We start from the raw sequence: 24223 nt of genomic DNA on the forward strand, positions 1-24223 counted from the left end.
CGGGTAGTGTCCCGATCATGCACATCCTCGCAACCGAGGGGCTGACCAAACGTTTCCCGACCGTCACGGCGCTCAACCAGCTGACGGTCACCGTCGGAGCCGGTGTGACGGGCCTGGTGGGGGCGAACGGCGCGGGCAAGTCGACACTCATCAAGATCCTGCTCGGCCTGCTGCCGCCGACCGAGGGCCGGGCCCGCGTGCTCGACCTCGACGTGACGACGCACGGCGCGGAGATCCGCAGGTCCGTCGGGTACATGCCCGAACACGACTGCCTACCGCCCGACGTCTCAGCCACCGAGCTCGTCGTCCACCTCGCCCAGATGTCCGGCCTGCCGCGCACGGCAGCGCGCGAGCGCGCCGCTGACACGCTGCGCCACGTCGGCCTGTACGAGGAGCGCTACCGCGCCATCGGCGGCTACTCCACCGGCATGAAACAACGCGTCAAGCTCGCCCAGGCACTCGTACACGACCCCAAGCTGGTCTTCCTCGACGAGCCGACCAACGGCCTCGACCCGCGCGGCCGCGACGAGATGCTGGAGCTGATCAGGCGCATCGGCACCGAGTTCGGCATCTCCGTCCTCGTGACCAGCCACCTGCTGGGCGAGCTGGAACGCATCTGCGACCACGTCATCGTCATCGACGGCGGCTCCCTGCTGCGCTCCAGCGCGATCGCCGAGTTCACCCAGGCGACGCAGACGCTCACGGTCGAGGTCGAGGAGGGCATGGACGTGCTCGCCGCGCGCCTGACCGAGCTCGGGCAGACCGTGACCCCGCACGGGCGGCTGCTGGCGGTCAAGGTGGACGGCCCGGCCACGTTCGACGCCATCCGCGACGTCGTCGTCGAGCTCGACCTGTGCCTGATCCGGCTCGAACAGGGCCGCCACCGCATCGAGGACGTCTTCAGGGAGGCGGTCGCAGGTGTCTGAGCAGACAGCGGGCGTCATCCACGACATCGGCTACCGCCACTACGACGGGCCGCGGCTCGGCCGCGCCTACGCCGTGCGGGCGCTGACCGTGCACAGCCTGCGTGGCATCTTCGGCCTCGGCCGCCGCGCCCGCTCGAAGATCATCCCGTTCTTCCTCGCGGCGATCATGCTGATGGTGGCCGTGGTGTCGATCACCATGATGGCCCTGCTCAAGCAGCGCGGCGTGTCGTACACGGGGCTGGCCGTCTTCATGCAGGTGGTGCTGGCCATCTTCCTGGCGGCGCAGTCGCCGAGCGTCGTCGCGCCGGACCTGCGCTACCGGGTGCTGCCGCTGTACCTCTCGCGTCCGGTGACCGTGATCGAGTACGTCGGCGCGAAGCTGGCCGCGATGACGATCGCGATGTACCTGATGGTGGCCGTACCCCTGACGCTGACGTTCATCGGCGAGCTCCTGGTCAGCGCTGGCGGTCCCACGCAGGGGGGCGCGCTCATGGAGGGCCTGCCCACGACGCTGGAGGGCGCGCCGCAGACCAAGGAGTACGTGGCCGCGATGGTGATGGCGCTGGTCCTGGCGCTGCTGCTGGCCTCGTTCGGCCTGGCGCTGGCCTCGTTCACCCCCAGGCGCGGGCTCGGCGTCGCCTCGGTGATCGCCGTCTACCTGCTGGTCTCCGCGGTCTCGACCATCCTCTACGCGACGATGGAGTCGATGGGGAACCAGTCGGCCGGGTGGGCGTGGTTGCTCAATCCGTTCTTCCTGGTCGACGCCCTGCAGGTGTGGTTGTTCGGCACACCTGCCTCGGCGCCCGACAGCACCTACCCCGGCGCGGCGGGGCCGGTCGCCGCGCTGGCCATCATCGCCCTGATCGCGCTGGGCGTCGCCGCGCTCATCCTCCGCTACCGGAAGGCGGCCTCGCGATGAAGATCGAGCTCGCGCAGGTCTCGCGCTGGTACGGCAACGTGGTGGCCGTCAACGACGTGACCATGACCATCGGCCCCGGCGTGACCGGCCTGCTCGGCCCCAACGGCGCCGGCAAGTCGACGCTCCTGCACATGATGGCCGGGTTCCTGGCCCCTTCCGGCGGTACGGTCACCCTGGACGGGACGCAGGTCTGGAAGAACCATCTCATCTACCGCGACATCGGCCTGGTGCCGGAGCGCGAGGGGGTCTACGGGTTCCTCACCGGCTGGCAGTTCGTCCTGTCGGCCGCCAAGCTGCACGGCCTGCCAGACCCGGCGGGCGCGGCGCAGAAGGCGCTGGCGACGGTCGAGATGGAACCGGCCAAGGACCGGCGCGTCGAGACCTACTCCAAGGGCATGCGGCAGCGCGTCAAGGTCGCGGCGGCGCTCGTGCACGACCCGCAGGTGCTGCTGCTCGACGAGCCGTTCAACGGCATGGACCCGCGCCAGCGCATGCACCTGATGGACCTCATCCGCGCGATGGGCGCGGCGGGCAAGACGATCCTGTTCAGCTCGCACATCCTGGAGGAGGTCGAGCGGGTCGCCCAGCACATCGAGGTGCTCGTCGCAGGACGGCACGCGGCCTCGGGCGACTTCCGCGAGATCCGCCGCCTGATGACCGACCGTCCCCACCTGTTCAGGATCCGCTCCAGCGACGACAGGAAGCTCGCCGGCGCGCTCATCGTCGACCGCAGCACGGGCGGCGTGACGCTGGGCGCCGACGGGCTGGAGGTGCAGGCGGTGGAGTTCAGGCGGTTCGCCTGGCTGCTGCCGCGGGTGGCCCAGGCCGAGGGCATCCACCTGCACCAGGTCTCGCCGGCCGACGAGGACCTCGAGAGCGTCTTCGCCTACCTGATCACGAGGAGCTCCTGATGAACACCGTGGTCGCCGGTATTACTTACCGGGCTGTTCTGGGACGCAGGCGGATCATCCTGCTCATCCTGCTGCCTCTCGCGCTCATCGGCCTGGCCGTGCTGTTGCGCCTTGTCGGCAGCGCCGACCAGGTTTCCGCCGTGACGCTGATGCAGAAGTTCGCCATCGGCACCATGTTGCCGCTGCTCGGCCTCATCGCGGGCACCGGCGTGATCGCGCCCGAGATCGACGACGGCACGATCATCCACCTGATGTCCAAGCCGATCTCCCGCCCGGTCATCGCCACGACGAAGTTCCTGGTGGCCGCGTCGCTGCTGGCGTTGTTCGCGGCGATCCCCACCTACGCGGCCGCCTGGCTGCTGGTGCGCAACGAGGCGGGCATCGCGCTCGGGTTCGGGCTCGGCGCGCTGGTCGCGGGCGTCGCCTACGCGGCCGTGTTCCTCTTCCTCGGCGTGGTCACCAGGCACGCGGTGACGATCGGGATCATCTACGCGCTGGTCTGGGAGGGGCTGGTCGGCAACTTCGTGCCCGGTGCGCGCAAGTTCTCCATCCAGCAGTGGGCGCAGTCGATCGCCGACCAGGTGTCGTCGTGGGAGACGCCGTTCACCGACGTGACGCTCGGCTTCGCCGTACCGGCTCTGGTCATCGTGACGGCCGGGGCGGTGTTCTGGGCCGGTCAGCGGCTGCGGGTCTTCTCGCTCACCGGCGACGAGTAGCCTCCCTGAGCGCGGCTCTGTCGAGCTTGCGCGACCTGCCCGACCTGGGGAACTCCTGGAGCACCTCGATCCGGTCGGGCAGGGCGCCCGCGTCGACCAGCTTCGGTAGCCTCCCCCGGACGAGAGACTCGCTGAAGCCCTCGCCGGGAACGATGGCCAGCACGACCTCCTCGTCGCCCGTCTCCGGGTCGGCGATCCCGACGATCGCCGCGTCGGCCACGCCGGGCAGCGCCGCGATCGCGGGCTCGTACAGGCTCGGGTAGATGTTGAAGCCGTCGCGCAGCAGCATGTCCTTCTTCCTGCCGAGCAGCACGAGCCTGCCCTCGGCGTCCATCCTCACCAGGTCGCCCGTGGCGACCTCGGTGTGCGGGGCATCGCCCAGGTAGCCGGTGGCGATGTGCGGGCCGCTCACCACCAGCTCCTCGTCGTCGGTGAAGCGCACGCCGACCCCGGGCATCGGCGGCCCGAGCAGGTCGCCGTCCGGGTAGTCGAGCTTCTCCCGCGCGGTGGCCAGCGCGATCGGCAGCGCCTCGGTCATCGCGTAGACGGACGCGACCTCGGCCTTGGTGAGGGCCAGGGCTTTCCTGAGTACGGCGGGCGGCGCGGGAGCCGAGCCGAGCAGCAGGTGGCGCAGGCTCCCTGGCAGGCTGTCGAGCGTGGTCACCTCGACCGGCACGCAGTACATGTGGGTGATCTCGCGGTTTCCTGGTGATTTTCCGGGCATCGACCACGTGGCGCCGCCGATGAGCGCGGGCAGGCCGAGCATCAGCCCGTCGGTGTGCACGACGTCGCCCGGCTCCATCGGGAACCGGTCCCTGAAGATCTCCAGCCCGGCCGCCAGCGAGCTGCGGCTGTGCACGACCGCCCGCGGGCTCGCCGTCGTGCCCGATGTGAAGATCACCGCCGCCGGGTCGTCGAGGTCCGCCTTGCCGAGCTCGCCGTCGTAGGCGCCGTCGAGGCCGCGCAGCCGTACCGCGCCAGAAGGCACCCCGGGCAGCCAGCGGCCGGTGTAGGCGTGCGACAGCGCCTGTTCGCGCAGCGACGGCAGCAACACGCCCCTCCGCGCGACCAGAGCCCTCAGCGGCGCGAAGGACGTGATCGTGTACAGCAGCGACTCCGCCACCACCCACTTCGGGTCGGCCAGCCGCAGCCGCGCCTCCAGCATCCCCGCTGCCAGCCCTGGATCGGCGAACACCAGCACCCCGCCGGCCGCCACCACGCCCAGCGCGACCGCGATCGCGTCGGGAGCGGGCTGCACGGCGTAGAGCACCCCGTCCCCGGGTTCGAGGCCGGCGGCGACGAACCGGTCGCGGATGCGCAGCACCCGCTCGCGCAGGTCGCCGAAGCTCAGCTCGGCCCCGCGCGCGGAGATGATCGCCGTCGCGCGCGGCGTGCGCTCGCACGCCGCGAGCACCTCGGCGACGAGGTCGACCGTCACAGGAACGCCTGCGGCAGCCTGGCCACCCGGCACCCGGCCGGAGCGGCGTCGGCGAACTCCTCGTCCACCAGCGTCTCGCCGCCCGCCTGGTGCTGCAGCACGATGCGCTCCCCGTTGTGCGCCAGGCACCCAGACAGGTACGGATGCTCGGCGAAGAACGCGACGGCAGCGCCGAAGTCGGCGTCCTGGAAGCTCAGCGCCATCACCCGGCGGTCGCCGACCAGGCTCAGCAGCGGGTCGCCGTCCTGCGCCTCGATCGAGGAGGCGCTGGTCGCGGTCGTGAAGTGCTCCAGCGCCTTGTCCGCGCCGAAGTGGTCGGGGAGGAAGAGGGTGAACATGATCGGCTCCTCACAGCTCGTAGCGGCGCATCAGCGGCACCGCGATGCGGTCGAGCAGCATGGCGAGCGCCTTCCATCCCATCCTGCGCCGCCAAGGCAGATGTGCGACGAACACGGCGCGATACTCGATGTCCGGCACCGCGCCGCGCAACCGCTTGAACCCGGCAGCCCCCGCGCTGTCGTTGACCAGCAACGCTTCCCTGTCCGCGAGGTCGTACACCACCGCGCTCAGCATCCGGTAGAGACCGGTCGCCTGCGGCAGCGCGGTGTCGTAGCCGAAGATCGGGGTCGTCATGACGCCGTTGCGCTCGAAGTAGCCGAGCACGCCGTCGATGCGCCCGTCCTTGACCAGCACGCGGTAGCTCAGCGGGAGCTCCCTGATGAAGCGCTCGGTGAACTGCGGGTTGTTGCGCGAGTATTTGTCCAGGTAGAGCAGGTTGTACAGCTCGATGATGCGCGGCGCGTCGTCCGGGCCGGGCACCTCGACCGTGTAGCCGGTGCGCTCGATCAGCCTGAGGTCGCGCCGCCACCTCTTGCGGTGCCTGGCCGTCTGCGTCCCCGGGTCGGCGATCGAGATGGACCTGCTCGGCACCAGCACGAACCCGTCGGTGAAGAGCGGCAGCAGCTCGGAGTTCACCGAGCAGAACCCGATGGCGTGGTCCGGATACCGCTCCAGGAGCTTGTCCGTGGCCCGATCGACCTGCGCCGCGTCGACCGCCGGATAGAGGTTCGTGGACAGCAGCCAGTTGTTGACCAGCGCCACCTTGTTGACGCGCGTCGCCCTGCACAGCGCGCCGACCCCCGACAGGGCCACGTTCAGTACGGCACGCAACACGCGGCCGTCGAGCTCCCGCAGCTCTTCCTTCGCATAGGTCACATAGTGCGTGTACGGCGAGCACACCCAGGCGTTGCCGTACTCCTCGTCGTTGACCGTCACGGGGAAGCCCTCGACCTCGTCCATCGTGGTGTCCACGTTGGCCACGTAGACCTTCGCCCCGTTCTTCAGGAGCAGGTCGAGATGCTCCTTCACCTGCCGTCCCACTCGATGTCGTAGGTGGAGCACTCGACCAGCGAGCGCCGCGTCCACAGCGAGCGCAGCCAGTTGTGCCAGAGCACCCCGAACTGCGACAGGAACGGCCCGCGGTCGCCGGGCACCGCGATCACGTCGCGCGACCCCGCCATGATCCGCGCCCACTCCCCCAGGGGACCTGAGGTGAGGCCGAAGGTCAGCATCGCCAGCCCGATCATGCGCCTGGTGCCGGGATCGGGCCGCAGCACCTCGTCCGGCGGCGAGATCATCGCCTGGGCCAGGCGCTCGTCGAACAGGTGCACCCCGCTCGTCGCCCGCGGATTGCACTCCAGCGGCAGCGCCCGGCCGTCCTCGGTGACGATGAAGTCGAAAGCGATCTGCCCGCCGAACACCGATTTTTCAACAAATTTCGTGACCCATGACTCGATCTGCTCGTGCTCGATCGGCTCGAAGCTCACGCACGCGCCGGACGCGGTGAAACCGGTCTCGTAGGCCGCGTGCGCGACCACCCTGCCGCCGGCGGCCAGCGAGTACGTGCAGATCTGCCGCCCGGTGAGCCGCTCCTGCGCCACCCACTCGACGCCGCCCAGATCCCCGACCGCGTCCGCGACAACCCGGACCTTCGTGGCGAACCGCGAGAAGACCGGCTTCATGATGAACGGCCGTTCCAGCTCGACGTACGGCGAGGTCACCAGCACCGTCTCGGGCACCGGCAGCCCGAACGACCTGGCGAGCTGGATGAACTCCCACTTGCTGTGCAGCGCGCGCAACTGGCCGAGCGGCGCGGCGAGCGCGTTGCCCAGCCGTCCTCTCGCCACCCAGAAGATCTCCTCGCAGGTGGGCACGACGAGGTCCACGCCCTCGCGCTTGACGATGGCGGCCAGCGCGTCGGCGAACGCCTGCGGCGCCCGGTTGGGCGGCGGGACCCGGAAATTTCCGGATACGGCGGTCGAGCGCGCGCACAAATGCGCCGGAGCGCTCTCCGCCACCAGCACCCGCTCACCGATCGCGGCGAACTTCCTGGCCAGATCGAGGGCGACCGGCGCCCGCGCCCCCGTGATCAGCACCGTCATGACTCAAGCATGCCGCTGCCCGCTTGTGATCCGATAAACGCAGAGGGGGTACGGCGTGAGCCGTACCCCCTCTTTGTCAGCATGCGTTCAGGCGCAGGCGACCCGCACCACGTCGGCGAGCCGTCCGGCGACCTGCACCGCCTGGTCCTCAGACGACGCCTCGACCATGACCCTGATCATCGGCTCCGTGCCACTCGGCCTGATCAGCACCCGGCCCGTCTCCCCCAGCTCCGCCTCTGCCGCACGTACCGCCTGCGACAGCTCCGGCGTGCTCGCCTTGCCCCTGTCGACGTCCTTGACGTTGATCAGGATCTGCGGCAGCGGCGTCATCACCCCGGCCAGCTCCTTCAGCGACTTGCCGGAACGCGCCACGACGGACAGCAGGTGCAGCGAGGTCAGCAGGCCGTCACCCGTGGTGGCGTGGTCCAGCATGATCACGTGACCGGACTGCTCGCCCCCCAGGTTGTAGCCGTCCGCCTTCATCCGCTCGAGCACGTAGCGGTCGCCCACCGCGGTCTCGATGACGTTGACCCCCGCGTGCTTCATCGCCAGCTTGAAGCCCAGGTTGGACATCACGGTCGCGACCACGGTGTCCTTGGCCAGCTCCGCCTGCTGGTGCATGTCCACGGCCAGGACGGCCATGATCTGGTCGCCGTCGACGACCTTGCCCTCGTGCGTCACCGCCAGGCACCTGTCGGCGTCGCCGTCGTAGGCGATGCCGAGATCGGCGCCGCGCGACACCACGACCTGCTGCAGCTTGTCGAGGTGCGTGGAACCGACGCCGGAGTTGATGTTGAGACCGTCGGGGCGCGCCCCGATCGTCTCCACCTGTGCTCCAGCGCGTAGCAGCGCCTCGGGCGCCACCATGTGCGCGGCGCCGTGCGCGCAGTCGACGACGACGTTGAGACCGTCGAGCCTGCCCTGCACGGTGGTGAGAACGTGCGAGATGTAGCGGTCGGCTTCGCCGTACGCCTCACGCACCCGGCCCACCTTGGCGCCCACGGGACGGTCCCAGCGCTCGCCCAGCCTGCGCTCGATCTCGTCCTCGTCCGCGTCGGACAGCTTGAACCCGCCGCGCGCCAGGAACTTCACCCCGTTGTCCGGCGCGGGGTTGTGCGAGGCCGACAACATGACGCCGAGATCGGCGCCGAGCGCGGCCGTGAGATAGGCGACGGCAGGGGTGGGCAGGACGCCGAGACGCAGCACGTCCACCCCAGACGACGCGAGGCCGGCGACCACCGCTGCCTCCAGGAATTCACCTGAAGCGCGAGGGTCCCGGCCTACGACCGCCACCGGGCGTTTGTGCCCAGTGGCGGCGAATGCGCCTGCATCGCCGAGGACGTGCGCCGCAGCGACGGAAAGATCCATCGCAAGCTCGGCGGTGAGGTCGCGACCAGCGACCCCACGAACCCCGTCGGTGCCGAAAAGGCGCCCCAATTTAGCGCTTGCTGTACTGCGGAGCCTTACGGGCCTTCTTGAGACCGTACTTCTTCCGCTCCGTGGCGCGGGCGTCACGGGTGAGGAAGCCGGCCTTCTTCAGCGGTGGGCGGTTGACCTCGACGTCGAGGATCGCCAGCGCGCGGGAGACGCCCATGCGAAGGGCACCGGCCTGGCCGGTCACGCCGCCGCCGTCGATGCGGGCGATGACGTCGAAGGCCTCCTCGGCACCGAGCACCACGAAGGGCTCGTTGACGATCTGCTGGTGGACCTTGTTCGGGAAGTAGTTGTCAAGCGGACGACCGTTGATCGTCCACTTGCCGGTGCCGGGGACGATGCGCACGCGGGCGATCGACTCCTTACGGCGGCCGGTGCCGTACGAGTTGCCCGTCGTGACGGGCTTGCGCACGGGAGCGTCAGCGCTGGCAGCGGATTCGGTGGTGTACTCGGAAGGGAACTCCTCGGTGGAGAAGTCCTCCACCTCGGCCTCTACGACCGTCTCGACACCGGTGGGCTCAGCCACGGTTCTCCTCTAAATCTTTCGCGAACTACTACTGGGCGATCTGGGTGATCTCGAACGGCACAGGCTGCTGGGCCCCGTGCGGGTGCTCGGCGCCCGCGTAGACCTTCAGCTTCTTGGCCATCTTCCGGCCGAGGGAGTTCTTGGGCAGCATGCCCTTGACGGCCTTCTCGACGGCCCGCTCGGGCCGCTTCTCCATGAGCTCGCCGTAGCTGACAGCTCGCAGACCACCCGGGTAGCCGGAGTGGCGGTAGGCCTTCTTCTGCTCAAGCTTGTTGCCGCTCAGGTGCACCTTGCCGGCGTTGATGACGATGACGAAGTCACCGGTGTCGACGTGGTTGGCGAAGATCGGCTTGTGCTTGCCGCGAAGCAGAGTCGCGACGTGCGTGGCCAGCCGGCCGAGCACGACATCGGTCGCGTCGATGACGTACCACTGACGCTGAACGTCGGCGGGCTTCGGTGAGTACGTGGGCACGGTCGTTGCCTTATCTTGCTCGCGTCTTCGGCGCTGTCGGAAGCGACAGCTCTTTGGTCGGTCGGTGCGGGCACACGACGGCCCGGACCTTCCGTCTCCCTCAGATATGGGAGATGACGCCGGACGCGCCGCGCATCGATCTCACTCGGGATCCATGCGCACACAACGAACGATTAGGCTACCTGCACCCATGGGGATGGGTCAAAACTGCTGGCACCTGCGGACAGTCTACCTGGGGCTGCGATGTCTCCAGAACGGTTCTATTTCGGTTCCCTGCAATCCCTTCTTTACCAGGACCCTGCCTCCCTATCGTTGACTGCGGTATGTGGCAGTCCCCTCACACAAGGCACACCCAGCGTCGCCGACGGAGCCACCTGGGTGTCCTGGCGTGCCTGCTCGCCGCTCTGTGCTCAGGAGTGCTGATCGGCAGGCTCACCGACGGGGTGAACGCCTCGGGCGAGATCTACCTGCAGACCACGGCTCCGCCGAGCGCGAAACCGGCCGCGACGAAGCAGCAGCCGCAGTCCAACCTCGGCAAGATCGCCAGGGAGACCAACACGCCGCACGGCAAGGGCGCACTCCCCAAGGCCACCCGCACCCCGACCAGCCAGGCCGAGGTCCCCGGCGACACCGTCGACGACCCGACCCGCGTGCTCGGCGGCAAGGACCCGCTCGACGTGTCCCCGTCCCTGGCCGACGAGGTCGTCAGGCTCACCAACGCCGCCAGGGCCAAGCGCGGCTGCGCCCCGCTGCGGGTCGACACCCGGCTGACCCGCTCGGCGCGCGCCCACTCCCTGGAGATGGCGCGCAGCAACCAGTTCACCCACGACTCCCCCGACGGGTCGTCCCCTTGGGACCGAATGGGACGGGCCGGATATCGGGACGGCGCGGCGGAGAACATCGGCCGCGGCTACACCACAGCGCAGGAGGCGGTGAGCGGGTGGCTGGCCAGCCGAGATCACCGCGGGAACATGCTCAACTGCAAGTACGCGGCCATCGGCGTGGGCGTCGTTTCCGGCGGCGGAGGGCCCTGGTGGACGCAGGACTTCGGGTATTCATGACGGCTGTGCCGTAATCTCTGCGCATGGGTTTTCCCAAGAAACGTGAAACCGATACGAAAACCGCTGAGGCCACTGAGGCTGCGGAGGCGGCGCCTCGGCGCAGCGAGATGTGGAGCCCGTACGACGAAGGCCCACGCTCGCGCGGACCGCTCCTGTTCGTGATCGGCGGGGTCGTCGTGCTCGGCCTCCTGATCGGCGGGCTCGTCTGGATGATGAAGTCCGGCAGCTCCACGCCCAGCCAGCAGACCGCCCAGCGCAGCTCGGCGCCACTGCCGTCCGGGCCTCCCGGGAAGTACGGCTACGCGGAGTCACGCACCACCGACCCCGAGGCGCTGACCGTCAAGGAGGTCTTCGGCAAGGAGAAGTTCACCGTCGACGGCCGCACCTACACGCTGACCACGTCGCGCAAGGACAAGAAGTGCGACGACGGCACCATCGGCGGCAAGCTCCACAAGGCACTCAAGGCCGGCAAGTGCACCCAGCTCCTCAGGGCCAGCTTCCGCGACACCAAGGGCGACATCCTCGGTACGGTCGCCGTCGCCAACCTCAAGGACACCAAGACGGCCGCCAAGGTCGCCTCCTCCGCCAGCGACGGCAACTACGTCAAGCCGCTGCCCGGCAAGGACAAGATGACCAAATACCTCGGTTCCGGTAGCGGCGCCGCGCACATCTGGTCGCAGGGGCACTACGCGGTGCTGGTGTGGTTCCAGTTCAAGGACGGCAAGAAGCCGGACAAGAAGAGCGGCAAGCAGCTCTCCCAGGCGGCGGACGACGTGACCAAGCAGACCGCCTTCCCGGCGCTCGACCTGCGCGTGCAGTCAGGCCAGTCAGCGGGCTGAAACCGGTCATCGTTGACCCGTCGGGCACGAACCGGGCGGGGAATCCGACCGGGAACGCCCATACCGGCATGACGATCTCCTGACTCTCGCTAGGCTCCCCCTTATGCGTGGCCAGGAATCTGGGTCTGAGCACGAGCGAGAAGAAACCGACGGCTCGGCCGCACCGGCGACGCCACCGCCGAGTTTCGGACAGCTGCCGGCGCGGACCGACGCCAGTGTCCCCCAGCCTTTCGTCGAGGCTGGGGCCTCCGCCTTCCCCGTCGAGACCCCCTCATGGGACCAACCGCCAGAGGGCAGGAGCCCGCACTCGGGCGACGCCTTGGAAGACCCTCCCTTCCACAACGACCCTTCCCGCCTCGCCGCAGGCCCGGGAACCCCACCGGACCGCCTCCCTGCAGGAAACCCAGCGGACCGCTTTTCCTCAGGAAACCCAGCGGACCGCCTCTCCTCAGGGAACCCGCCGGACCGCTTCTCCGCCGACGCGGGAACCCCGGCGGGCGACGCGCTCGGTGACCAGCCGACGGCTGAACCGCCCGGCGAACACCCGATGGGCGACGCTCACTCCACGGGAAACACCCTCCCCTCCAGGGACAGCGCCCACAGGGGAGATGCCCTCGCTTCCAGGGACAGCTCTCACGAGGACCACCCCCTCGAAGAGACAACCCGGCACTTCACCACCCCCCCACCTTTCGGCGGCAACACCCCCGTCACCTTCAGCGGGACGACTCCGCCCTTCGGCGGCACCCCCCCGACGGACGACAACCACCCAGACCCCGAAGCCACCATCTCCGCCCCCCTCCGCGGAACCCCTCCGTTGCGCGCCGCGTCCCGCGAGACCGACGCCCGCCCACCGATCCCCGTCTACCCCGGCCCGCCTCCCAACCTCCCCGCACCGGAGCCCGAGGCCGACCAGACGACCTCCCTGACCGACCTCCCGGCGCTACCCGCCTTCCCCGGCGCCCAGCCCTGGGACGCACAGACCAACGACGCCGCGCCGTACGACTGGTTCGCCGACCCCTCCGACGACCCCTCAGACCCCACCCAAACAAGCCCCGACACCGCAGCGGCAACCACCTGGCCCCCACCCGCCGACGGGGCAGGGAACCCCTGGCCCGCCCCCACCGGCGACCCCGCCCACCTGGCAGAACCTGCCCGGCCGACATCCGCCGACGCGGGACCGCCCGCGGCGGGGAGCCCCTGGCCCGCCCCCACCGGCGACGCCGCTCACCCGGCGGAACCCACCCGGCCGACATCCGCCGACGCGGGACCGACTGCGGCGGGGAGCCCTTGGCCCGCACCGACCGGCGACCCCCAGCACGCCCCTGCCGCCCATCCGACGGAGACCGGCTGGCCTGCACCAGCCGAAACAGCGCCCCAGGCCGCGGAAACCGGCTGGCCCACACCTGCGGAAACGGCGCCTCAGGCCGGGGAGACCGGCTGGCCGACGCCTGCCGGAACGGCTGCGGAGACCGGGTGGCCTGCGGGTGCTGGGGATGGGGCGCCTGTGGGGTGGCCGGGTGCGGAGGTTTCGCCGACGGGGTGGCCCGGCGCGGATGCGTTGGAGGCCACCTGGCGACCACCGGGCACCGAAGCCGCCCACCCCGAGCCTGCCCCCTGGACCACAGAACCGGTGGTGCCCGGAGCCCCTCCGTGGCAGCCCCCGCCGGCGTTCACCGCCGCAGCGGCCGGGATGCCCGTGTGGCCCGCCCCGACCGCCGATGCCGTACCCCCATGGCCCGCCGCCACCGGCGAGCTCACCCCCGACGAGAACGACGACGCTCCTGGCGTCGAGACGGGTGAGCAGCCGTTCGACCCCGCGGTGACGGTCCACGTCACACGTCCGGCCGAGCCGGGCGATGTCCCCGTGTGGCCACCCCACCCCACCTCGGGATCGGACCCGGCCGACGACCGCATCCCCGACCTCCCCTTCAGCCCCGAGGTCTGGAACCACCGCTCCACCCCCACCTCCTCGGACACCCCAGGCCTCCCTGGCACACCCGGCGACGGAACCCCCCAAGGGGGCACACCCGAGGCAACAACCCTCCCCACAGGCGACGGCACCCCCGGCGGCGCGAACGCCCCTGACGACGCGAGCATCCATAACGCGGCGGGCCCGAACGGCACGGCAGGCGGCCCCGGCGCGACGAGCGTCCACGACGGCGCAGGCCTCCCCGACACGGCAGGCGCCGGTACGGCGAGCGTCCACCACGGCGCAGGCATCCCCAACACGGCAGGCGGCCCAAGCACAGCGGGCGGCCCAGGTACGGCGGGCGACACTGGCGCGGGTGCGCCGGTGGAGAGTGCCACGCCGCAGGGAGCGCCGAGCACCGGCCCTCAGGGAGACCAGCCACCAGCCGATGCGGCGCCGCCGATCAGCGTGCCCCCGCCCGCGGGTCCCCTTGCGCTACCCCCAGGAGCGACCCCACCGGCGGGCATCCCGGCGCAAACCCCGCACGGCCTGGCCGTACCCGCCCAGGGCACGAGCCCCGACGCCGCCCTCCCCATGGGCCCAGGCACCTCGGCAGGCCCCGGCGCCCCGATCCCGATGGGTCCCGGAGCGCCAATGGACCCCGGTGCGCCCCCAGCGATGGGGCCAGGCGCATCGAGCCCGATGGGTCCCGGCGCGGCGACGCCGATGGGGCCTGGCGCACCGGCCCCGATGGGTCCCGGGACGCCGTTGGGGAGCGTGCAGGTCGGGCAGGCCAACCTCCCCCCCTCCGTCCAACCCCTGGGCCCAGGGTCACCCAACCTGTTCACCCCAGGCGCCACCGACCCCACCCCGCCCCATGGCTTCCCCCCCACCAAGGAACCCGGCAAAAGCCGTAAAGCCCTAGTAGCCACCCTCGGCGTACTGGTCCTCGCAGGCGTGGCCACCGGCGGCTTCTTCGCCTACCGCTCCATGAACCCCACCCAACCCGCAGGCGCCGAGACCAAACCCTCCCCCACCCCCACCACCCAGCAACCAGTCCCGTCGATCACCGAAGAACCCGAGGCCGGCGCCTCGGTGCTGAACTCAGAAGACACCGACCCCAAGGCGATGTCCCTCACCGAGGCCTTCCCCAAGAAGAAGATCAAGGTAGGCAGCGTCGTCTACACCCGGGTCAAGACCGACATGGAGTCAGGCTGCGAGAAGGCCGCGACGGGCCCGTTCGCCACCGCGTTGCACGACCAGAAGTGCAGCAGGGTCCTGCGCGCCACCTACGTGGACGCCAAACACCGCTACGCGATCACGACCGGCGTCGCCGTACTCCCGACCAAGGAAGCGGCCATGCAGGCCGACCAGTCCAAGAACCTCGGCCGCAACCTGTGGTTCAAGGCCCTCCCCGGCAAGGCGGGCAGCGGCGCCGACCGCGTGCACATCGCGGGCGGTTATGCGGCCGGTCTGGTCTGGGGCCGCTACATCGTGTTCAGCTACGCCACCTACGCCGACGGCCACACCCCGACGGCCAAGGAGAAGGGCCTGAGCAAGGTCAGCGCCGCCTTCCGCGACCAGACCTCGACCGTCCTCCAACGCCGCCTCCCCACGAGCTGACGCCGTACGGACAAAGACTTGTCCGTACGGCGGAGCCGGGTCAGACGCGGTCGTAGATCAGGGACATCTCGCCGAGCTCCCCGACCTCCTGGCGCACGAGCTTCCACTTCGTCGCCGGGAGGCCGTCGTCGAACAGCCGCTGCCCACCCCCGGCGATCTCCGGGCAGATCAGCAGATACAGCCGGTCCACCAGGTCCGCGGCAAGCAGCGGCTTGATGACGCTCGGGCTGCTGTTGACGAGGATCTCGCCCTCACCGTCGGCCTTGAGCTCGGCGATGACGTCGGCGGCCGGCGCGTTCACCACCCGGGTACGGTCCCAGGGCGCGGCGGTCAGCGTGGTCGAGAAGACCACCTTCTCCGTGTCGACCAGCCACTTCGCGTACCCACGGTCGCGCGGGTCGGCGTTCTCGTCGGCGGCCACCGGCGGCCAGTACCCCATGAACCCCTCGGCGTTGAGCCGCCCGAGCACCGCCGTCGTCGCGTTCTCCCAGATGCGGTCGAGGTGTCCCCGCGCGACCTCGGTGGCCACGTAGGGCGCGAACGCCCCGAAGTCGCCGGGCCCACCGGGCCCGTTGTAACGCCCGTCGAGGCTGAGAGCCAGGTTCGCGGTCACCTTGCGGTTGCTGGTCATGACGAAGTCCCCATTTCCATGGTGTTGGCGAGGTTGTCGAGCACCTGTCCCCACCCGGTTTCGATCCCGGCGATGTAAGGGACGGCCTCGACGGCCGTGTCGGTGATGCGCAGGCCGAGCCGTAGCCGGGTGCCTCCCGGATCGGGGGCGAGCGCGAGGTCGTAGTGCCCGGTGAACGAGACCGCTCCGTCGGCGTCCAGCACCGCGAGGTCGAACGCGAGGCGCTCCGGCTCGTCGGCTGCGTGGACGGTGCCCTCGGAGCGGTACCGCCGCCCTTCCGCGTCCCGGTAGTCGAGGACGGCCCGCCCGCCCGCCCGGGGTTCGAGCGCGCAGTCGGTGATGGTCATCGACGGCGGCGCCCACCAGGACGCCAGCAGGTCCGGCTCGACCCAGTGCCGCCAGACGGCGTCCTGGGGCGCGGCCAGCACCCGCTCGAACGAGAAGGTGCGGCCGTCCGCCCACCGGTCCTGGTCCGCGAGCGCGGACTCCGCCTCGATGGCGGCGAGGTAGCGCGCGATGACGTCCCGCTCGCCCTCCTGCCCGCCCGCGAGCTCGACGAGCTCGCGCAACCGGCCTTCGAGCGCCGTCAGCGGCCCGGTCTCGATCGCGTAGACGCGACGCTGACTGAGCGGGAAGACGGTGACCAGGCCCGCGCGGGCGAGGGTCTGGAGGTGTTTGGTGGTCTGCGGCTGGCGGAAGCCGGTCAGTTCGGCCAGTTCACCGACAGACCGTGGCCGCTCGGCGAGGAGCTCCACGATGCGCCACCGTGCGGCATCCCCGAGTGCGGATGCGATCCGTTCCATGCCCTGAAGTATTCACCAAGACGAATATTCATGTCAAGGAATATCTAGAGCGTCCGCACCCGCCGGGTCATCGCCGCCCGTCTTGCCAGCTCAGCGGGCTCCGGATAACGCACCTCCTCCAGGCACAACCCGCGCGCCGGCGCCACGTGCACCCCCGAGTCGCGCGCCGCCCGCGCCAGCACCTGGCCGGGCCACTCCACCGGCTGCCGCCCCTCGCCCACCGCCAGCAGGGACCCGACCAGCGCCCGCACCATGGAATGGCAGAACGCGTCGGCCACCACCGTGGCCACCAGCACCCCCGCTTCGTCGCGCACCCAGTCGAGCCGCTGCAGCTCCCTGATCGTCGTCGCCCCCTCGCGCTTCTTGCAGAACGCCGCGAAGTCGTGCTCCCCCAGCAGATGTACGGCTGCCGCGTTCAACGCCTCCAGCGACAGCGGCCTGGCGTGCCAGACGACCTCATTACGCCGCAGGGGATCGCCACCACCGGGCGCATCGCTGATCCGGTACGCGTACCGCCGGGAAAGCGCCGAGAAACGGGCGTCAAAGCCCTCAGGAGCCACCGTAACGCGATGAACCCGTACATCCGTCGGCATAACCCCAGCGAGCCGTCGCAGGAGCCTGACGAGCCGCTCATCGAGCGCCGGCTCCTCCGGCGGACGGTTGCCGTCCAGCGCCACGAGGGTTGCCGGGTCGATGTCGACGTGCGCCACCTGCCCCCGCGCGTGCACCCCTGCGTCCGTACGGCCGGCCACGGTCAGATCGGGGGCCGCGTCGAGCCGCAGGATCCTGCGCAGCGCCCCCTCGATCTCCCCTTGCACCGTGCGCAGATCAGGCTGCTTGGCCCAGCCGGAGAAGTCCGTGCCGTCATAGCCGAGGTCGAGGCGGAGCCGTACCACTGTCACCCTCCTGGTGGGAAAACAGAAACGGGCCCGGCCCCCCAGAGGGAGACCGGACCCGTACCGAAAAGAGCCCGAAAGATCAGGCCTCGTCCTTCTTGGCCTCGTCAGAGGCCGGAGCCTCGTCAGCAGCGGCCTCGACGACCTCGGGAGCCTCGTCAGCCACGACCTCGTCGGAGGCGGCCTCGACTGCGGTCTCCTCGACCTCGACGGCCGGAGCCGGCGCGGCAGCGGCGGCCGGAGCCTCGGTGCGCGAGACGCGAACCGGGTTCAGCGGCTCGGTGACCAGCTCGATGACGGCCATAGGAGCGTTGTCGCCCTTACGCGCACCGATCTTGGTGATCCGGGTGTAGCCGCCGGGACGCTCCGCGAAGGTCGGCGCGATCTCGGTGAACAGGTGGTGGACGACACCCTTGTCCTTCACCGTGGCCAGGACGATGCGACGGTTGTGGATGTCGCCCTTCTTGGCCTTGGTGATCAGGCGCTCGGCGAGCGGCCGAAGGCGCTTGGCCTTGGTCACCGTGGTCCGGATCTTGCCGTGGCGGAAGAGGTCCGTGGCGAGGTTCGCCAGGATCAGCCGCTCGTGCGCCGGGCTGCCGCCAAGACGTGCACCTTTAGCGGGCTTGGGCATTTCGTTCTCCTTGTGAGTTAACCCGCCCCGGCCGTATCAGGTACCGGAGTCGGGCCGCCAGATCAGATGATCCGCGAGAAAATCAGTACTGCTCGGTCTCGACGTACGCGCTGTCGTCGTCGTCGTAGCCGCCGCCGGCCACCGCGCTCGGGTCGAACCCGGGCGGGGAGTCCTTGAGCGCGAGCGTCATCTCGTGCAGCTTCTGCTTGACCTCTTCGATCGACTTGGCGCCGAAATTCCTTATATCGAGAAGGTCCTGCTCGCTGCGAGCCACGAGCTCACCCACGGTGTGGATGCCCTCGCGCTTGAGGCAGTTGTAGGAACGAACCGTGAGGTTCAGCTCCTCGATCGGCAGCGCCAGGTCGGCGGCCAGGGCCGCGTCCGTCGGCGACGGGCCGATGTCGATGCCCTCGGCCTCGACGTTGAGCTCGCGGGCCAGGCCGAAGAGCTCGACGAGAGTCTTACCGGCAGAGGCCACCGCGTCGCGGGGCTTCATGGCGGCCTTGGTCTCGACGTCCAGGATCAGGCGGTCGAAGTCGGTGCGCTGCTCGACTCGGGTCGCCTCGACCTTGTAGGTGACCTTGAGCACCGGCGAGTAGATGGAGTCGATCGGAATGCGACCGATCTCCTGGCCGGGCTGCTTGTTCTGCGCGGCGGAGACGTAGCCGCGACCGCGCTCGACGGTCAGCTCCATCTCCAGCTTCGCCTTGCCGTTCAGCGTGGCGATGCGCAGCTCGGGGTTGTGCACCTCGACACCGGCCGGGGGCGCGATGTCGGCGGCGGTGACCTCGCCAGGACCCTGCTTGCGCAGGTACATGACGACCGGCTCGTCGTGCTCGGAGGAGACGACCAGCTCCTTGAGGTTCAGGATGATGTCGGTGACATCCTCCTTGACCCCGGGAACGGTCGAGAACTCGTGCAGCACACCCTCGATGCGGATGCTCGTGACGGCCGCGCCCGGGATGGACGACAGCAGCGTACGGCGCAGCGAGTTGCCGATGGTGTAGCCGAAGCCCGGCTCCAGCGGCTCGATGACGAACTTGGACCGGGTCTCGTCGATCGACTCTTCGAGAAGAGTCGGACGCTGAGCGATCAGCATTCTTGGGATCTCCCCTTTTCGTGTGGCACCCGCTATTTGATGCCACTCCGATTAACAGCCTAAATGGGGTACGGCACGCCGTACCCCATTCACACCCCACTCTCACGAGCAGGGAAGCCTCTTGCGAGCCCCGCCCACCCGGAAACCCGGGCCTGGTGGAGCACCGCGCCTCCGGGGAGGCGCGGGGGGAACGCTTACTTCGAGTAGTACTCGACGATCAGCTGTTCCTGGACCTGCGTGTCGATCTGCTGGCGAACCGGCAGCTGGTGAACCAGGACGCGCATCTTGTCCGGGACAACGCCCAGCCAAGCCGGGATGATCTTGTCGCCGGCGGTCGCGCGAGCAACCTCATAAGGCAGCAGGTTGCGCGACTTCTCGCGGATCTCGACGATATCGTGCTCGCGGAGGAGGTACGACGGGATGTCGACCTTCTTGCCGTTCACCAGGACGTGGCCGTGGCGCACCTGCTGGCGGGCGGCGTCGCGCGACTCGGCGAAACCGGCGCGGTAGACGACGTTGTCCAGGCGGGACTCCAGGATCTGGAGCAGGTTCTCGCCGGTCTTGCCGTCTTTGCGCGTGGCTTCCTCGTAGTAGTTGCGGAACTGCTTCTCGAGGATGCCGTAAATGCGACGCGTCTTCTGCTTCTCGCGAAGCTGGAGTTGGTACTCAGACTCCTTCGGACGGCCGCGACCGTGCTCACCCGGGGGGTAAGGACGGATCTCGATGGGGCACTTGGCCGACTCGCACTTCTTACCCTTGAGGAAGAGCTTGGTCTTCTCTCGACGGCAGAGCTTGCAGTCCGCACCCGTGTAACGAGCCATTTCTCAATATCTCCTGGTCAGACGCGGCGGCGCTTGGGCGGGCGGCAGCCGTTGTGCGGCACGGGGGTGACGTCCTGAATGGAGCCAACCTCGAGGCCGGTCGCCTGCAGCGAACGGATCGCGGTCTCACGGCCGGAGCCGGGACCCTTGACGAACACGTCGACCTTGCGCATGCCGTGCTCCATGGCGCGGCGAGCGGCGTTCTCGGCAGCCATCTGCGCGGCGAACGGGGTGGACTTGCGAGAGCCCTTGAAACCCACGTGCCCGGCAGAAGCCCAGGAGATCACGTTCCCATTCGGGTCGGTGATCGAAACGATCGTGTTGTTGAACGTGCTCTTGATGTGGGCGTGCCCGTGAGCGACGTTCTTCTTTTCCTTGCGGCGCACCTTCTTGGGCGCACCCTGGCGGCTCTTAGGAGGCATTCTTTGCCTTCACTCCTGAGTTCATCGGTCCCGCGGCTGCGAGGACTACTTCTTACCGGGCTTCTTCTTGCCGGCGACGGTCTTCTTCTTGCCCTTACGGGTACGCGCGTTGGTCTGCGTACGCTGACCGTGCACGGGAAGACCCTTGCGGTGTCGGATGCCCTGGTAGCAACCGATTTCGATCTTGCGACGGATGTCGGCCTGAACTTCACGACGGAGGTCACCCTCGATCTTGAAGTTCGCCTCGATGTAGTCACGCATCGGGACGAGCTCAGCGTCGCTCAGCTGGTGCACCCGAAGGTCCCCGCTGACGCCGGTGGCCTGGAGAACCTCCAGGGCACGAGTGCGGCCGATTCCGTAAATGTAGGTGAGAGCGATCTCCAGCCGCTTGTCGCGGGGGAGGTCGACGCCAACCAGGCGAGCCATGGTCGGGCATTCTCCTTCTTTGTGGCGGAGGTCTTGCGCCTCACGACCCCTCCCCATGCCCGGGGTGAGGGCCTCGGCCTCCGACCGAGGGTGTCCCGCTCAGAAAGAGCAGGTGTGACGCGCGATTACTGATTCAGGCACCTCATGCGTCGAGCCCGCCACCCTTTCGGGAGGTCGGACTCGGAGAAGCCTTGAAAGGCGACTTAGCCCTGACGCTGCTTGTGGCGCAGGTTGTCGCAGATCACCATGACGCGACCGTGCCGGCGGATCACCTTGCACTTGTCGCAGATCTTCTTGACGCTCGGCTTGACCTTCATAGTCCTTCGGATTCCTCAGACGGTTACTTGTAGCGGTAGACGATCCGCCCACGACTGAGGTCGTAGGGGCTCAGTTCCACGACCACCCGGTCGTCAGGAAGGATTCGGATGTAGTGCATCCGCATCCTCCCGCTGATGTGGGCCAGGACCTTATGGCCGTTGTCGAGCTGCACCCTGAACATTGCGTTCGGGAGCGACTCAACCACAGTGCCCTCGATCTCGATGGCGCCGTCTTTCTTGGCCATGTCCCTCGCGTTTCACTGATCGGTCGTCTGAGGCTTTCGGTTCACTAAGCAGCCGCGGCCCGGCGCATCATTTGAGAGCGGCGGTCTGCAAGACCGCACGTACGCCATGGCCATAGTGAGCCGACTAAGGAGTGTACGACACCTGAGCCTAAAACGCGAAACGCGTGCCAGGTGCCCTGACACAACCATAGGCAAGACTACCTCAAGTCTGACGCGAGGTAAGCCGCCCGGTAGATCGCACGCACGATCACGTTGTCGTCGTATGACCGCTTGCCCTGGTCGAAGGCGCCACCACAGGTGATGAGGGCGAGTTTGCGCTCGTCGCTCGGCCCGTAGACGTCGTCGGCGGGAAAGCTGGTCTTCGGTGTCCGCTCCAGCCTCTCGACCGCGAACACCGCCACGGTACCGTCCGTCCTGACCACTCCGACCACGTCGCCGGCGCGCAGTTCGTGCAGCTTGGCGAAGACGGCCGGCCCGGTCCTGGTGTCCAGGTGCCCGGCGATCACCGCCGAGCCCCGCTCCCCCGGCGTCGGCCCGCCGCCGTACCACCCGGCCACGTTGGCGTGGTCGAGCGGAGGTACGGCCAGCGACCCGTCGTCCTCCACGCCGAGCACCACGAGCGGCGCGTTGATCCCGAGACGGGGGACGAGCACGCGGGTGGGCTCCGCTCGGTCCAGCTCGCGCGCCACCGGCGTCGGCCAGCCCCCCTTGCGCCCCTCCTCCACCGGCATCCCCTGGTACGGCTCCGCCACCACCGGCGACCGCTCCACCACGGCAGGCGCCTGGCGCACGGGCAGACACCCGGCGAGACACACCACAACGGCCCCACCCAAAGCGACACGCCCCAGAAGACGGGCCGCCATATGCGAAGCGCCGACCGAGCGGGCCACCGTACCCACAAGGGCACGCAACGCACCCCCAGGGCGGGCAACCGTACGCAGAAGGGCACGGGACGCGCCGACGAAACGGGTGACCGTACCGAGGAATGTGACGTGTCCACCCGGCGCCCGGCGCCGCCGACACCCGGGGCCGGGTGGACACGCGTTCTTGAGCCGCACGCGCACGGCTAGTGATCGACACCGTCCCGCTCGGAGCGGCGGCGTCTCAGCGCCACCGCCAGCCCTGCTCCAGCACCGCCCACGAGCACCGCCACAGCGCCCGCCAGCCAGGGCCAGCGAGCCCCGCCGTCGGCGGACGCCTGCAGCGCCAGCCACCCGCCGCCGGTGTTGGGCCCCGTCGTCGGATGCCCCCCACCCCCCACGCGGAACGACCCCGTGGCCGTCCCGGTGTCGCACCCGGTGACCACCACCCGGTACGGCCCGCGCGCGGACCGCTTCACCGTGGCGGACCCCCGCCACGTGGTGGTGTTGGGATAGCTGCTGAGCTTCGCCTCGTCGACGAAGCCAGGCGAGCGGGCGAAGATGTCGCCCTGCGTCGTAGATTTGCCGTCAGCGCACCCGACGGCGTACACCCACACCTGTTGACCCGGCGAGGGCGTCGAGGGGTAGAGCGTCACGCTGGGCCCCTGCGAGGCGCCGGTCAGCAGGAACGCCGCTGCCACTCCGAGCACTGCGCCTGCGACCCTGCGCCCCATCGTCCCCCCAATACGACGGTTCCATCGTCAAAGATCACCTACCCGGAGTCTTCGCCGCCAACTACGACCAGCGGTAAAGAGTGCGTCTTTTGCCTCCCTTACTCGGCCGAGCACGACAAAAGGCCCGTGGTTACCCACGGGCCTTCGATTGCCTCTACTCCTAGTAGATGAAGTGCTTGTCACCGCAGTGGTCGAACTTCGAGCCCCAGCAGGTGTAGGTGTAGATCTTCTTGATCCCGCTGCCGCTCCACAGGCCGCTGCCGTGGCCCTCGAAGCTCTGCGAGAACTTGTGCCAGCTGCCGTTCTTGTAGTACCCGAACCACACGTACCCGTGGCCGCCGCTGTGGCGGTCGACGCCGTACCACTTGGTGTAGACCTTGCCGTGGGACTTGTACACCTTGCCGTAGTTGTAGGCGTAGTTGTTGTCCGAGTAGTACTTGCCCCAGTTGCTGGAGAACGTCGAGGTGCTGACCGTGGTGCTCGTCGCCGCCTGTGCGGGGGCCGACACGGCGAGGCCGGTCGCGACGGAAGCGGTGAGAGCGGCTGCTGCGAGAAGCTTGCGCATTGTTCTTCCTCCGGTGAGTCGGTGTCGGTCTCTCTCCGACACCGCTCACGTTAGGAAGATTCGGCTTCCCTTTCTGCGGAGGAATGCACACATAGCCCCCAGCGTGCACTACTACACACAAGCAGGTCAGCGACGGCGGTCCCGCTTGCGGTCGCGCCCTCCGGGCGGCCCACCGCCGAACAGCGTGCTCATCAGCAGGATCGCGCCCCAGGGACCCATCACCCACAGCGGCCACGGGTAGATGAAGTGCCCCGTGCTCACGCTGATGATCAGCCAGATCACCCAGTTGACCGCGCTGGCCGTGGCCCACGCCGCCCAGGCCGCCTTCATACCGGGGTGCACGCCCGTCTTGACGTTCGGCTGGGACAGGGGGGCCACCTGGGCGCGCAGGTCGACGTCGGGCAGGTCGGAGGTGACCCTGGCCAGCTCGCCGTACGTCTTGCTCTGGTAGACCTGCTCGAGCCGCTCGTTGAACTCGTCGACGGTGATGCGGCCCTGCGCGGTGTGCTCGCGGAGGACCGCGGCCACCCGGTCGCGATCCACGTCGGATGCTCGCAT

The 24223-nt window shown here is 69.1% G+C and carries 28 protein-coding genes; 7 read left to right on the top strand and 21 right to left on the bottom strand.

Features of this window, described 5'->3' with window-relative positions; all coding sequences use genetic code 11:
• The first annotated feature begins 17 nt into the window (after nucleotides 1-17).
• Genes ACIBG8_RS24785 through ACIBG8_RS24800 form a run of 4 tightly spaced genes read left to right on the top strand, consistent with a single transcriptional unit; the run spans nucleotide 18 to nucleotide 3472 of the window.
• Nucleotides 18-926, top strand: a complete 909-nt coding sequence (locus tag ACIBG8_RS24785) for an ABC transporter ATP-binding protein (RefSeq protein WP_397345295.1) — start codon at nucleotides 18-20, stop codon at nucleotides 924-926.
• Nucleotides 919-1845, top strand: a complete 927-nt coding sequence (locus ACIBG8_RS24790; protein WP_397345297.1) for an ABC transporter permease — start codon at nucleotides 919-921, stop codon at nucleotides 1843-1845. The genes ACIBG8_RS24785 and ACIBG8_RS24790 overlap by 8 nt, the downstream gene beginning before the upstream one ends.
• Nucleotides 1842-2756: an ABC transporter ATP-binding protein gene (locus tag ACIBG8_RS24795; protein WP_397345298.1), complete on the top strand. Its 915-nt coding sequence runs from the start codon at nucleotides 1842-1844 to the stop codon at nucleotides 2754-2756. The genes ACIBG8_RS24790 and ACIBG8_RS24795 overlap by 4 nt, the downstream gene beginning before the upstream one ends.
• The gene (locus ACIBG8_RS24800) at nucleotides 2756-3472 is read left to right on the top strand and encodes an ABC transporter permease subunit (protein ID WP_397345299.1); all 717 of its coding nucleotides are present in this window, start codon (nucleotides 2756-2758) and stop codon (nucleotides 3470-3472) included. The genes ACIBG8_RS24795 and ACIBG8_RS24800 overlap by 1 nt, the downstream gene beginning before the upstream one ends.
• Here ACIBG8_RS24800 and ACIBG8_RS24805 read toward each other — a convergent pair.
• From ACIBG8_RS24805 to rplM, 7 genes are all read right to left on the bottom strand, one after another.
• Nucleotides 3456-4910, bottom strand: a complete 1455-nt coding sequence (locus ACIBG8_RS24805) for an AMP-binding protein (protein WP_397345300.1) — start codon at nucleotides 4908-4910, stop codon at nucleotides 3456-3458. The two genes, ACIBG8_RS24800 and ACIBG8_RS24805, sit on opposite strands and share 17 nt — an antisense overlap.
• Nucleotides 4907-5248 (bottom strand): hypothetical protein, encoded by a 342-nt coding sequence (locus ACIBG8_RS24810; protein WP_397345301.1) that lies wholly within the window; start codon nucleotides 5246-5248, stop codon nucleotides 4907-4909. The genes ACIBG8_RS24805 and ACIBG8_RS24810 overlap by 4 nt, the downstream gene beginning before the upstream one ends.
• Before the next feature lie 10 nt (nucleotides 5249-5258).
• Complete coding sequence (locus tag ACIBG8_RS24815; protein WP_397345302.1) at nucleotides 5259-6278, bottom strand: hypothetical protein; 1020 nt, start codon at nucleotides 6276-6278, stop codon at nucleotides 5259-5261.
• Nucleotides 6275-7351 carry an ATP-grasp domain-containing protein gene (locus ACIBG8_RS24820; RefSeq protein WP_397345303.1) on the bottom strand — a complete coding sequence of 359 codons (1077 nt, stop codon included), beginning with the start codon at nucleotides 7349-7351 and terminating at the stop codon, nucleotides 6275-6277. The genes ACIBG8_RS24815 and ACIBG8_RS24820 overlap by 4 nt, the downstream gene beginning before the upstream one ends.
• 87 nt (nucleotides 7352-7438) lie before the next feature.
• The gene (glmM, locus tag ACIBG8_RS24825) at nucleotides 7439-8788 is read right to left on the bottom strand and encodes a phosphoglucosamine mutase (protein ID WP_397345304.1); all 1350 of its coding nucleotides are present in this window, start codon (nucleotides 8786-8788) and stop codon (nucleotides 7439-7441) included.
• A 1-nt stretch (nucleotide 8789) separates the two neighbouring features.
• Nucleotides 8790-9311 carry a 30S ribosomal protein S9 gene (rpsI, locus tag ACIBG8_RS24830; RefSeq protein ID WP_397345306.1) on the bottom strand — a complete coding sequence of 174 codons (522 nt, stop codon included), beginning with the start codon at nucleotides 9309-9311 and terminating at the stop codon, nucleotides 8790-8792.
• Nucleotides 9312-9339: 28 nt separating this feature from the next.
• Nucleotides 9340-9783 carry a 50S ribosomal protein L13 gene (rplM, locus tag ACIBG8_RS24835; RefSeq protein WP_397345307.1) on the bottom strand — a complete coding sequence of 148 codons (444 nt, stop codon included), beginning with the start codon at nucleotides 9781-9783 and terminating at the stop codon, nucleotides 9340-9342.
• A 323-nt stretch (nucleotides 9784-10106) separates the two neighbouring features.
• Here rplM and ACIBG8_RS24840 point away from each other — a divergent pair, with 323 nt between their 5' ends.
• The 3 genes from ACIBG8_RS24840 to ACIBG8_RS24850 all read left to right on the top strand — a co-directional run bounded on the left by ACIBG8_RS24840 (nucleotide 10107) and on the right by ACIBG8_RS24850 (nucleotide 15215).
• Nucleotides 10107-10844, top strand: coding sequence for a CAP domain-containing protein (locus ACIBG8_RS24840; protein ID WP_397345308.1), 738 nt, complete (start codon nucleotides 10107-10109; stop codon nucleotides 10842-10844).
• A gap of 23 nt (nucleotides 10845-10867) precedes the next feature.
• Complete coding sequence (locus ACIBG8_RS24845; protein WP_397345309.1) at nucleotides 10868-11683, top strand: hypothetical protein; 816 nt, start codon at nucleotides 10868-10870, stop codon at nucleotides 11681-11683.
• A gap of 814 nt (nucleotides 11684-12497) precedes the next feature.
• Entirely contained in the window at nucleotides 12498-15215 is a 2718-nt protein-coding gene (locus ACIBG8_RS24850; protein ID WP_397345310.1) for a hypothetical protein, read from the top strand.
• 40 nt (nucleotides 15216-15255) lie between these two features.
• Here the strand turns inward: ACIBG8_RS24850 and ACIBG8_RS24855 are convergent, their stop codons facing one another.
• From ACIBG8_RS24855 to ACIBG8_RS24920, 14 genes are all read right to left on the bottom strand, one after another.
• Nucleotides 15256-15846, bottom strand: a complete 591-nt coding sequence (locus ACIBG8_RS24855; RefSeq protein ID WP_397345311.1) for a dihydrofolate reductase family protein — start codon at nucleotides 15844-15846, stop codon at nucleotides 15256-15258.
• Nucleotides 15843-16649 (bottom strand): metalloregulator ArsR/SmtB family transcription factor, encoded by an 807-nt coding sequence (locus ACIBG8_RS24860; RefSeq protein WP_397345312.1) that lies wholly within the window; start codon nucleotides 16647-16649, stop codon nucleotides 15843-15845. Before ACIBG8_RS24860 ends, ACIBG8_RS24855 begins: the two co-directional genes overlap by 4 nt.
• 44 nt (nucleotides 16650-16693) lie before the next feature.
• A complete protein-coding gene (truA, locus tag ACIBG8_RS24865; protein WP_397345313.1) occupies nucleotides 16694-17545 on the bottom strand; it encodes a tRNA pseudouridine(38-40) synthase TruA in 852 nt (283 codons plus the stop codon).
• An 82-nt stretch (nucleotides 17546-17627) separates the two neighbouring features.
• Nucleotides 17628-18176: a 50S ribosomal protein L17 gene (gene rplQ / locus ACIBG8_RS24870; protein ID WP_397345314.1), complete on the bottom strand. Its 549-nt coding sequence runs from the start codon at nucleotides 18174-18176 to the stop codon at nucleotides 17628-17630.
• A gap of 82 nt (nucleotides 18177-18258) precedes the next feature.
• A complete protein-coding gene (locus ACIBG8_RS24875) occupies nucleotides 18259-19275 on the bottom strand; it encodes a DNA-directed RNA polymerase subunit alpha (RefSeq protein ID WP_397345315.1) in 1017 nt (338 codons plus the stop codon).
• Between the two features lie 194 nt (nucleotides 19276-19469).
• Entirely contained in the window at nucleotides 19470-20096 is a 627-nt protein-coding gene (gene rpsD, locus ACIBG8_RS24880; protein ID WP_397345316.1) for a 30S ribosomal protein S4, read from the bottom strand.
• 17 nt (nucleotides 20097-20113) lie between these two features.
• Nucleotides 20114-20518, bottom strand: coding sequence for a 30S ribosomal protein S11 (rpsK, locus tag ACIBG8_RS24885; protein WP_020542285.1), 405 nt, complete (start codon nucleotides 20516-20518; stop codon nucleotides 20114-20116).
• 45 nt (nucleotides 20519-20563) lie between these two features.
• On the bottom strand, nucleotides 20564-20944 hold the full coding sequence (rpsM, locus tag ACIBG8_RS24890) for a 30S ribosomal protein S13 (RefSeq protein WP_397345317.1): 381 nt from the start codon (nucleotides 20942-20944) through the stop codon (nucleotides 20564-20566).
• 203 nt (nucleotides 20945-21147) lie between these two features.
• The gene (gene rpmJ, locus ACIBG8_RS24895) at nucleotides 21148-21261 is read right to left on the bottom strand and encodes a 50S ribosomal protein L36 (RefSeq protein WP_003956441.1); all 114 of its coding nucleotides are present in this window, start codon (nucleotides 21259-21261) and stop codon (nucleotides 21148-21150) included.
• A 23-nt stretch (nucleotides 21262-21284) separates the two neighbouring features.
• Complete coding sequence (gene infA / locus ACIBG8_RS24900; RefSeq protein WP_012887858.1) at nucleotides 21285-21506, bottom strand: translation initiation factor IF-1; 222 nt, start codon at nucleotides 21504-21506, stop codon at nucleotides 21285-21287.
• 197 nt (nucleotides 21507-21703) lie between these two features.
• The gene (locus ACIBG8_RS24905; protein ID WP_397345318.1) at nucleotides 21704-22297 is read right to left on the bottom strand and encodes a class F sortase; all 594 of its coding nucleotides are present in this window, start codon (nucleotides 22295-22297) and stop codon (nucleotides 21704-21706) included.
• 275 nt (nucleotides 22298-22572) lie between these two features.
• Nucleotides 22573-23100, bottom strand: coding sequence for a hypothetical protein (locus ACIBG8_RS24910; protein WP_397345319.1), 528 nt, complete (start codon nucleotides 23098-23100; stop codon nucleotides 22573-22575).
• A gap of 160 nt (nucleotides 23101-23260) precedes the next feature.
• Nucleotides 23261-23665, bottom strand: coding sequence for a hypothetical protein (locus ACIBG8_RS24915; RefSeq protein ID WP_397345321.1), 405 nt, complete (start codon nucleotides 23663-23665; stop codon nucleotides 23261-23263).
• A gap of 126 nt (nucleotides 23666-23791) precedes the next feature.
• Nucleotides 23792-24223: a DUF1707 domain-containing protein gene (locus ACIBG8_RS24920; protein ID WP_397345322.1), complete on the bottom strand. Its 432-nt coding sequence runs from the start codon at nucleotides 24221-24223 to the stop codon at nucleotides 23792-23794.

The sequence above is a fragment of the Nonomuraea sp. NPDC050556 genome, from assembly GCF_044457355.1.
Classification (GTDB): Bacteria; Actinomycetota; Actinomycetes; order Streptosporangiales; family Streptosporangiaceae; genus Nonomuraea.